This window comes from Streptomyces sp. CO7 (assembly GCF_053474865.1).
Map to the genome: position 1 here is coordinate 1,116,317 of NZ_JBRIOU010000002.1, position 9,407 is coordinate 1,125,723.

9 protein-coding genes are annotated in these 9,407 nt (G+C 73.7%); 7 read left to right on the forward strand and 2 right to left on the reverse strand.

Features of this window, described 5'->3' with window-relative positions; all coding sequences use genetic code 11:
• From ACOV8S_RS07000 to ACOV8S_RS07020, 5 genes are all read left to right on the forward strand, one after another.
• On the forward strand, positions 1–1,421 hold a 1,421-nt coding region (locus tag ACOV8S_RS07000), incomplete at its 5' end, for an MFS transporter (protein ID WP_448316746.1).
• A gap of 52 nt (positions 1,422–1,473) precedes the next feature.
• On the forward strand, positions 1,474–1,554 hold the full coding sequence (locus ACOV8S_RS07005; RefSeq protein ID WP_351116331.1) for a putative leader peptide: 81 nt from the start codon (positions 1,474–1,476) through the stop codon (positions 1,552–1,554).
• 222 nt (positions 1,555–1,776) lie between these two features.
• Entirely contained in the window at positions 1,777–2,787 is a 1,011-nt protein-coding gene (locus ACOV8S_RS07010) for a TauD/TfdA dioxygenase family protein (protein WP_448316747.1), read from the forward strand.
• Between the two features lie 101 nt (positions 2,788–2,888).
• The gene (locus tag ACOV8S_RS07015) at positions 2,889–4,007 is read left to right on the forward strand and encodes an NAD(P)-dependent oxidoreductase (protein ID WP_448316748.1); all 1,119 of its coding nucleotides are present in this window, start codon (positions 2,889–2,891) and stop codon (positions 4,005–4,007) included.
• A gap of 10 nt (positions 4,008–4,017) precedes the next feature.
• Positions 4,018–4,938, forward strand: coding sequence for a DUF72 domain-containing protein (locus tag ACOV8S_RS07020; protein WP_448316749.1), 921 nt, complete (start codon positions 4,018–4,020; stop codon positions 4,936–4,938).
• Between the two features lie 39 nt (positions 4,939–4,977).
• Here ACOV8S_RS07020 and ACOV8S_RS07025 read toward each other — a convergent pair whose 3' ends face one another.
• On the reverse strand, positions 4,978–5,496 hold the full coding sequence (locus ACOV8S_RS07025; RefSeq protein WP_448316750.1) for an HD domain-containing protein: 519 nt from the start codon (positions 5,494–5,496) through the stop codon (positions 4,978–4,980).
• Between the two features lie 243 nt (positions 5,497–5,739).
• On the opposite strand from ACOV8S_RS07025, the gene ACOV8S_RS07030 reads away from it, so the two are divergent.
• Positions 5,740–7,158 carry an FAD-binding oxidoreductase gene (locus tag ACOV8S_RS07030; protein ID WP_448316751.1) on the forward strand — a complete coding sequence of 473 codons (1,419 nt, stop codon included), beginning with the start codon at positions 5,740–5,742 and terminating at the stop codon, positions 7,156–7,158.
• 109 nt (positions 7,159–7,267) lie between these two features.
• Here ACOV8S_RS07030 and ACOV8S_RS07035 read toward each other — a convergent pair whose 3' ends face one another.
• Complete coding sequence (locus tag ACOV8S_RS07035) at positions 7,268–7,741, reverse strand: DoxX family protein (RefSeq protein WP_448316752.1); 474 nt, start codon at positions 7,739–7,741, stop codon at positions 7,268–7,270.
• A gap of 584 nt (positions 7,742–8,325) precedes the next feature.
• On the opposite strand from ACOV8S_RS07035, the gene ACOV8S_RS07040 reads away from it, so the two are divergent.
• Positions 8,326–9,219 carry a virginiamycin B lyase family protein gene (locus tag ACOV8S_RS07040; protein ID WP_448316753.1) on the forward strand — a complete coding sequence of 298 codons (894 nt, stop codon included), beginning with the start codon at positions 8,326–8,328 and terminating at the stop codon, positions 9,217–9,219.
• Positions 9,220–9,407: the final 188 nt, after the last annotated feature.

The following is a 9,407-nucleotide window of genomic DNA, read 5'->3' on the forward strand; positions in this document are numbered from 1 at the left end:
CCCCGTCCCCACGGCAGGGGACCGCCGACCCCGGTGAACGCCGCCGCCTGCGCACGGTGGTGGCCGCCAGTCTGCTCGGTACCACCATGGAGTGGTACGACTTCTTCCTCTACAGCACCGCCGCCGGCCTGGTGTTCAACAAGCTGTTCTTCCCCACCGGTGACGACACCGTCGGCACCATGCTCTCCTTCGCGACCTTCGCCGTCGGCTTCCTGGCCCGGCCGGTCGGCGGCCTCCTGTTCGGCCACATCGGGGACCGGATCGGCCGGCGCCGGACGCTGGCCGTCACCATGGGCCTGATGGGCGGGGCCACCGCGCTCATCGGCGTGCTGCCGACCTACGAGCAGGCCGGCCTGTGGGCGCCCGTCCTCCTGCTGGTTCTCCGCGTGCTGCAGGGCGTGGCGCTGGGCGGTGAATGGGCCGGGGCCGTGCTGCTGTCGATCGAGCACGGTCCGGACGGCCGCAAGGGCCGCTTCGGCAGCTTCCCGCAGGTCGGCCTCGCCCTCGGACTGGCCCTCGGCACCGGCCTGTTCGCCCTGCTGAGCGTGTGGCTCAGCGACGCGGCCTTCCTCGACCACGGCTGGCGGGTGGCCTTCCTGGTCAGCCTGATCCTGGTCGGTGTCGGCATCGCCGTGCGGCTGAGGGTGGACGAGACGCCGGCCTTCCGTGACGTGGAGCGGCGTCGCACGACCTCCCGCGTCCCGGTCGTCACCCTCTTCAAGGATCCCACGAGCAGGCGGCACACCTTCCTCGGGATGCTCGCCCGCTGGGGCGAGGGCGCCGCGTTCAACACCTGGGGCGTCTTCGCCATCGCGTACGCCACCACGGAGCTCGAACTGCCGCGTACTGCCGTGCTGCTCGCGGTCACCGTCGCGGCGCTGGTGATGGCGGTGCTGATACCGCTGTCCGGCGTCCTGGTGGACCGGCAGGGGGCGCTCAGGACGTACAAGGTCGGCATGGTGGCCTTCGGCGTCAGCGTGTTCCCCGCCTTCTGGCTGTTCCAGACCGGCGGCACCTGGGCGTTCGGCGCGGCGCTGGTCCTCACGCTCGGGGTGATCCACGCGTACTTCTACGGAGCCCAGGGCACGCTGTTCGCCGCGCTCTTCCCGGCCGAGGTCCGCTACACCGGCATGTCGTTCGTCTACCAGGTGTCCGGGATCGTCTCCTCCGGGATCACGCCGCTGCTGCTGACGACCTTCCTCGCGGTGGGCGGCGGCACGCCGTGGCTCGCGTGCGGGTACCTGGTGTTCACCTCGGTGGTGAGCGTGCTGGCGACCTGGCGCATCCGCGGCGCGGACCTGCACCTGACCACCGGGGCGGAGCCGGCCGCGGCGGGCGGGCCGACGGCGGGCGGTCCGGAGGCAGGCGGATCGGCGGCGGGCGGTCAGGGCGGGCGCGTCCGGCTCGTTGCGGGCTCGTGAAGCCGTCCCGGGATTCCTTGACCGGCCCCGGCCGCCTGAGCATGCTCGAACCATGACCGCGACGACCTTCCTCGTGACGCGGCGCCACGTCGACCTGGGGCGCCTCGCCTCGGCGGCGTGTCCGGAGAGCTGACGCCGACCTTCCCGCGCACGCACGCCGCCCGCGCGGCCTGCGTCCCCGCGCGGCCTGCGTCCCCGCGCGGCCCGCGCCGCCGTGCGCGTGCGCCTCTCCCCTTGCTCTCGGCCTCCGTCAGGCCGGTGCCCCCCTGCGGGGGCGGCACCCCCCTGTCCGCATGCCCTGTCCGCCCCGCTCGGCGGCGGGCCGGGCCGGCCGGCTTCCCGTGAAAGGAACACCATGACCTCCACCACCGACGTCGCCCCCGTCACCGGCGCCGCCCGGGCTCCCGCCACCGGGGCCGAGGCGGACGCCGCCGTCACCGTCACCGTCGAGAAGGTCGGCGGCCGCATCGGCGCCGTGATCTCCGGGGTCCGCCTCGGCGGCGACCTCGACGGGGCGACCGTGGCCGCGATCCGCGCCGCCGTCCTCGAGCACAAGGTCGTCTTCCTCCGCGACCAGCACCACCTCGACGCCGCCGGTCACGAGGCGTTCGGGAGGCTGCTCGGCGAGCTCGTCGCGCACCCCACCGTGCCCTCGGTGGACGGCCGTTACGCCCTCGGCATCGACAACGACCACGGCGGCCGGGCGAACCAGTGGCACACCGACGTGACCTTCGTGCCCGCCTACCCCGCCTTCTCCATCCTCCGCGCCGAGGTGATCCCGCCCTACGGTGGCAACACCCTCTGGGCGAACACGGCGACCGCCTACGCCGAACTCCCGGAGCCCCTGCGGCTGCTGGCGGACAACCTGCGCGGTCTGCACACCAACGACTACGACTACGCCGCCGTGCGGCCCGGCGCCGTCTCCGCCGAACTGCTGCAGCACCGCGAGGTGTTCACCTCGGTGGCCTTCCGCACCGAGCACCCGGTGGTGCGCCTGCACCCCGAGACCGGCGAACGCACGCTGATCCTGGGCAACTTCCTGCAGCGGTTCGCCGGGCTCGACGGCCGTGACTCGCGCGCCCTGTTCACCGTCCTCCAGTCGCACGTCGAGCGCCCGGAGAACACCGTGCGCTGGCAGTGGCGCGCGGGCGACGTCGCCATCTGGGACAACCGGGCCACCCAGCACTACGGCGTGGACGACTCCGACGACCACGAGCGCACCCTGCGCCGGGTCACGGTGGACGGGGACGTGCCGATCGGGGTGGACGGCCGCCGCTCGGTGCTGCTCGCCCCGGAGTCCGTGCCCGAGCCCGAGTACGGCATCGCGTCCGGCGCCTCCACCGACGGGGTGCTCGCCGAGGCCTGACACCCACGTCCCGAGGGCCGACGCCCGTCGTCCCGCCCTTGATGCGGGACAGCGGGCGTCGGCACCCCGACCCGGCCGGCCGGCCGGCGGAGGACGCGGGCATGCTGATGATCGTGAACGGCGACTCCTCCGCTGCCCGACGCGTCCTCGTGGTGGACCCCGCACCCGGCGACCAGGCGCTCACCGAGCTGACCGCCCTGGCCGGTCTCGGCCTCGTGCCGACGGTCAACCTCCGCAGGGTGCACGACGCGGCACTTCGCGGCCGCATCGCCGCCCAGTGGGACACCGTGGACTTCGACGGCTTCGACGAGGGGGAACTGGGCCGGCGCCTGGAGGACGGGGGCGAGGGCTACGAGGTGCTGAAGTGCCGGGCCGGCGTCCCGCTCACGCGGGCCGTGCTGGAGAGGGCCACGAAGCAGGGCCTGCGGCGGCGCCTCGTGCTGGCCGGCCGCGCCGCGTCGGGCTCCGACACCTTCGACCACCGGGCGGCCCGTGACCTCGGAGTCGCGATCCGCACCACCCCCGGCGCCAACGCCCCGGCGGTGGCCGAACTGACCGTGGCGCTCATGCTCGACGCGCTGCGCGAGGTCTCCCGGCGCGACCGCGAGCTCCGCGCCGGTGCGTGGGACGACGCCACGGCGGGGCTGCCGGCCGCCGGCCTGTCCGACGCCCGGGTCGGGCTGGTGGGGACCGGCGCCGTCTCCCGCCGGGTGGCCGACCTGGTGCGTGCCTTCGGCGCCGAGGTCCTGGTCCTGGGATCGCGGCGCTTCACCCCGGACCGGGCCGCGGGGTGGCCCGGCCGCCGGGTGGAGTCCCTGGCCGAACTGCTGGCCGCCTGCGACGTGGTCTCGGTGCACGTTCCGGCGACCCCGCAGACCGCCGGACTCGTCGGGGAGGCCGAACTGCGGGCCATGCGGCCCGGCTCCGTCCTGGTCAACACCAGCAGGGCCGCCGTGGTCGACGAGGACGCCCTCGACCGCGTGCTGCGGGACCCAGCCGTCGGTCCCGCCCGGGCCGCGGTCGACGTCTTCGCGCGCGAGGGCGCCCGCTTCTCCTCGGCGCTGACGGGCAATCCGCACTGCACCCTCTCGCCCCACGCGGCCGGCATGACCCGGTCCGCGATGAGGGAAGCCTCGGCCCGCCTGGTCGAGGAGTTCGCCCGCTTCCTGACCGGCGACGCGGAACGGGAGACCACGGGGGAAAACGGCCCGGCGGGGTAACGGGAGGTCCATGGGTGACATCCTCGTGGGCACATGCTCCTGGACCGACCGGGCGCTGGTCGGCAGCGGCTGGTATCCGGCGGGACGACGGGACGCCGAGGGGAGACTGCGGCACTACGCCGAGCGGTTCCCGGTCGTGGAGGTCGATTCGGCCTACTACGCCCTGCCGAGCGAGCGCAACAGCCGGCTCTGGGCGGAGCGGACGCCCGACGGCTTCGTGTTCGACGTGAAGGCGTTCTCCCTGCTGACCGGACACCCCACACGTGGCGCCGTGATGCCGCCCGGGCTGCCGGCGGACGCCCGCGACCCGGACGTCCTGGACGAGGTGTGGGCACGCTTCACCGCGGGCGTCGCCCCGCTGCGGGAGGCCGGGCGGCTGGGCAGCGTGCTCTTCCAGTTCCCGCCGTGGTTCCGGCCCGGCACACAGGCCGAGACCTTCCTGGCGGACACCGCCCGGCGCACGCACGGCTGGACCGTCGCCGTGGAGTTCCGCCACCCGCGGTGGTGGCGCGAGGACCAGGCCGACCGGACCCGCGCGCTGCTCGCCCGGCACGGCATGGCGGCGGTGGCCGTCGACATGACGCAGACGCTGCCGTCCTCGATGCCCCCGGTCACCCCCGTGACCTCGCCGCGCCTGTCCGTCGTGCGGTTCCACGGCCGCAGTCCCGCCTGGGGCTCCGGCAGCAAGGAGGACCGCTTCCGGCACACCTACGACGAAGCCGAACTCGCCGAGTGGACACCCCGGTTGCACGAGCTGGCCGGGCAGGTGGAGCAGCTGCACGTGCTGTTCAACAACTGCTGCGCCGACGCGGCCGTACGGGCCGCCGAAAGCATGACCCGCCTCCTCGGCACGGCGGCGACCGGTCCTGCGGCCGCACGTTCCGTGGGCGCCCGGACCGAGGACCGGACCGGTGACCGGGCGGGCCGGTAAACCGGGCGGGCCGGTGACAGGGCGGTCAGGCGAGAAGGGTCATGACGAAGCTGTCCGGCCCCCGCGCAGTTCGTCCAGCAGGGCCGGGTTGACGATCGTGACCACCGCCTCGACGTCGGCCCGGTCCGCCGCCGCCCACAGGACCTCGCGTGCCGCCCGGTACTTCGCGGCCAGGCGGGCGCGCGCCTCCTCCGGGAGCGCGGCCGCGCGGTCGGCGCGGCTGTTGTGCGCGTTGTCGGAGATCTTCACCAGCGTGGCCTCCCGGTTCCCCGCGATGCGGCGGATCTTCTCCTCGTACGGGACGCCCGGCTGATTCGTCACCGCCTCGACGAGCACGACCACGTCGTCCGGGACGCCCGCGGCCCGCAGCCCTTCCGTCGTCCAGGAGGTGTCCTCCACCACGTCGTGCAGCAGCCCCGCCATCACCAGCCGGTCCCCGAACGGCACGAGCCCGGCCGCGACCGCCCGGACGTGCTCGATGTACGGCACGCCGACCTTGTCGACCTGCCCGGCGTGCGCGGCGGACGCCAGCGCCTCGACCTCTTCGACGGTCCTCATCGGGCTTCCTTCCTGACGGGCCGGGCGGAGCCGACCGACGCTGAACGGGCCGGGCCTGGCCACCGACCCTGAAAGGGCCGCGCGGAGGCGACCGGACGGGCCGGTGCGGGGTTCCGATTGTCGCGGACGCCACCGCGTCGCCACCGGACGGGGCGTGCGCGCACCCCGTCGTGACCGCAACGGCCACCCGTGGCTCGCGCCGTGTGCCGCGTCGGGTGAGGCTGGGGGCGGGAGGTGATCCGCATGGGTGCGGAAGACAGCGGACCGGCCGAGGCGCCCGCCTCCGCCGTCGAGGCCCTCCGGGGTGTCCTGCGGGGCGAGCTGCTCCAACCGGACGACCCCGGGTACGCGGCGGCCACCCGGCTGTGGAACGGCACGATCCAACGGCGGCCGGCCCTGGTCGCGCGCTGCGCCGGCGAGGAGGACGTCGCCGCGGCGGTCGGCTTCGCCCGCGACCACCGCCTCCCGCTCTCGGTGCGCGGCGGCGGCCACGGCGTGGCGGGGTACGCCCTCTGCGACGGCGGCCTGGTCGTCGACCTGTCCCGGATGACCGCCGTCGAGGTCGACCCCGACGCCCGGTTCGTGCGCGCGCAGGGCGGCTGCACCCTGGGTGACGTGGACCGCGCGACCCAGCGCCACGGCCTCGCCGTGCCGCTCGGCGTGGTGTCGCAGACCGGTGTCGCGGGCCTGACGCTGTCCGGCGGCATGGGATGGCTGCGCCGCGCCCACGGCCTCAGCTGCGACGCCCTGATGTCCGCGACGGTGGTCACCGCCGACGGCGAGGTCCGCGAGGCCGACGCGGAGCGCCATCCGGACCTGTACTGGGCGATCCGCGGCGGCGGCGGCAACTTCGGCGTCGTCACCTCGTTCACGTACCGGCTGTACCCGGTCGGGCCGGAGGTGTACTTCTGCAACGTGTACTACCCGGCACGGCACGCCCGGGAGGTGCTGCGCCACGTCGAGAGCCTGGTGTCCGCCCCCGAGGAGAGGACGGCCCCGCTCGCCGTGTTCGGCCGGGTCCCGCCTGACGATGCGCTTCCCGCGCAGCTCCACGGGGAGCCGTTCGTCGCCGTGCTGGCGCTCTTCCCCGGCGGACCGGAGGAGGGGGAGAGGGCGCTGCGGCCGCTGCGGGAGATCGCCGAACCACTGTTCGACCTGAGCGGCGTCACGACCTACCTCGACGTCCAGTCCTTGCTGGACGAGGAGTATCCGGACGGGAACCGCTACTACTGGAAGTCGGTGAGCCTGCCCGGTCTCACCGACGAGGTCATCGACCGGATCGCCGAGCACGCCGAGCGGGCGCCGTCGCCGATGTCGACGGTGGACCTCTGGTTCCAGGGCGGCGCGATGGCGCGCGCCCCGCAGGAGGGGACCGCCTTCACCGGGCGCCAGGACGCCTATCTCGTCGGCATCGAGGGCAACTGGTCGGACGAGGCCGACTCGGAGCGGAACATCGGCTGGGTGCGGGAGACCTTCGCCGCCCTGCGGGCCTTCTCCTCCGGCGGCATCTACCTCAACTTCCCCGGTTTCCTCGAGGAGGGCGAGCAACTGGTCCAGGAGAGCTTCGGGCCGCAGTACGAACGGCTGACGGCGGTCAAGGCGGCCTACGACCCCGACAACCTCTTCCGGCTCAACGCCAACATCACGCCCCGGCAGGGATGAGCGGCCGGAACGGGACGGGCGGCGTCGAAGCCGCGCGGAGATGAAGCCTGCCGCGGGCTCCGCCCCATGGCAGGAGCCCGCGGCAGGAGTCGTCGGCGCGCAGGACCGGTCAGGAAGTGGCCCGCACCGGTGGCGCCGGCTCGCTCGCCCCGGCGGCCGGCGTGCCACGGCGCAGGACGCTCTCGAGTGCGAAGGCGCCGGGGCCGATGAAGGCGATCAGCAGGAACGCCCAGCAGAACATGGCGGAGGCCTCACCGCCGTTCACAAGTGGGAACAGTCCGTTCGACTGATGGACGCTGAAGTAGGCGTAGGCCATGGAGCCGGAGGAGATCACGGCTGCCGTGCGGGTGAACAGGCCCAGAGCGACCAGGGATCCGCCGACCAGCTGGATGACTGCGGCCCACCAGCCGGGCCATGCCAGCGTGGGAACGGTGCCGCCGCCGTGGGCGCCACCGAGAACACCGAAGAGGGAGGCCGCTCCGTGGCAGGCGAAGAAGAAGCCGGTCACGGCACGGAATGCGCCATGTACCACAGGGGTCGCGGTGCGTAACAGCTCCGGGGAATCGTTCGGCGGCACGCTCATGACTTGCTCCTCGTGGGGGATTTGGAGAAGTTTACATTTTGATGATCTTGAATCGATCGTTCGTTCAACCCTCGAACGCAGAATAGCGATTCGACTCGGCCGCGCCCACGTTCCCCGCCCGCCATTCCTTCCGGCACTCCTTGGGTACGGGCGGGGCCCGCGAGTCGGTGAAGTCACCCGGTGCTCAGCGTCCAGATGAAATCGACGTATCGGCGTGGTGAAGGTACGTCATCCGCCCTACGGAAGCCTGAGCGTGCGGGCGCAGGCGTGGCGGTCAGGCGTGTTGTGCCGCTGGTCACGGCGCGATCCTCGCCCCGCCGACGCGGAGATCCGCCGCCGTGTCCCGCGCGCCGCGCCCGTCAGGCGCGTCCGGATAGCGGTACTGCCTTCGCGCCGCCGCGAGCGGCATTCCGGCCCCGGGGACGAGACGGGCCGAACGTCCTGCTCGAATCCGGTTCCCGGCGGTCTCGACTCCCCGCCTTCCGTGCCCCGGCTTCCCCGGGAACACGGTTGCATCCGCCGTCCTCTCGCGGACATGGTGAGGTGGAGGCCGGAAAGGATCCGGCCGCTTGGAGGAGTTGGTCGTGCGGCCTTCCGATGCCGGAACCGTCAGGGAGATCGCCGTCGCGGACGAGCGGGCCGGGCCCTACGGCATCACCTGCGGACCTGACGGCGCGTTGTGGCTCACCCTGGTGCACGGCGGCCGCATCGCGCGTCTCACCCTCGGCGGCGCACTCGACGCATTCCCGCTGGACTCCTCCACCTGCCGCCCCATGGTCATCGCCCCCGGGCCCGACGGGGCACTGTGGTTCACCCGGTCCGGGGACCACCGGATCGGTCGCGTCACCCCGGACGGCGACACGCGGTCCTTCCCCGTACCGACAGCGGGAAGCGGCCCCTTCGGCATCACCGCCGGCCCGGACGGCGCGATGTGGTTCACCGAGATGAACTCCGACCGGATCGGCCGCGTCACCGTCGAGGGACGGGTCACCGAGTTCGCGCTTCCCCGTGCGGGCGGCTTCCCCTCCGGCATCACCGCGGGCCCCGACGGAGCACTGTGGTTCACCCTCAACCAGGCCGACGCGATCGGCCGCATCACCGTCGACGGGGACGTCCGGACGTATCCGCTTCCCACCACAGGTGCCGCACCCGTGGGCATCACCAGTGACGGCGCGGCCCTGTGGTTCGTCGAGATCGGGGCCGGCCGGATCGGCAGGGTCACGGTGGACGGCGTCGTCCAGGAGTTCCCGCTCCCCGACCCGACGGCCAGGCCCCACGCCATCGTCGCGGCCGCCACCGGGGATTGCTGGTTCACCGAGTGGGGAGCCAACCGCATCGGCCGCATCACCCTCAGCGGGGAGATCACCGAGTACGCCCTGCCCTCGCCGGCGTCCGAGCCGCACGGGATCACCCTGGGCCCTGACGGCGCGGTGTGGGCGGCCCTGGAGACGGGAGCGGTCGCGCGGGTGCAACCGTAGCCGCCGAGGGCGGATCGTCCGCGCGGGGGCGGCGGCCCGGCGTGCCCAACCACGCTGCCACGGGCCCGCGTTGACGCGCGCCCCCAAGTCCGGAACCCTCCATGTCGCTGCGCCTGCGACCGGTCGGAGGCGCAGCCGTGACCCAGCCGCCCCCGGACCACCTTGGACCGCCCATGAGCACCCACCCG

What these genes read in the sequence shown, in the direction of transcription:
- ACOV8S_RS07005 (WP_351116331.1), top strand. Translation starts at nt 1,474, where the DNA reads ATGACCGCGACGACCTTCCTCGTGACGCGGCGCCACGTCGACCTGGGG.
- ACOV8S_RS07010 (WP_448316747.1), top strand. Translation starts at nt 1,777, where the DNA reads ATGACCTCCACCACCGACGTCGCCCCCGTCACCGGCGCCGCCCGGGCT.
- ACOV8S_RS07015 (WP_448316748.1), top strand. Translation starts at nt 2,889, where the DNA reads ATGCTGATGATCGTGAACGGCGACTCCTCCGCTGCCCGACGCGTCCTC.
- ACOV8S_RS07020 (WP_448316749.1), top strand. Translation starts at nt 4,018, where the DNA reads ATGGGTGACATCCTCGTGGGCACATGCTCCTGGACCGACCGGGCGCTG.
- ACOV8S_RS07025 (WP_448316750.1), bottom strand. Translation starts at nt 5,496, where the DNA reads ATGAGGACCGTCGAAGAGGTCGAGGCGCTGGCGTCCGCCGCGCACGCC.
- ACOV8S_RS07030 (WP_448316751.1), top strand. Translation starts at nt 5,740, where the DNA reads ATGGGTGCGGAAGACAGCGGACCGGCCGAGGCGCCCGCCTCCGCCGTC.
- ACOV8S_RS07035 (WP_448316752.1), bottom strand. Translation starts at nt 7,741, where the DNA reads ATGAGCGTGCCGCCGAACGATTCCCCGGAGCTGTTACGCACCGCGACC.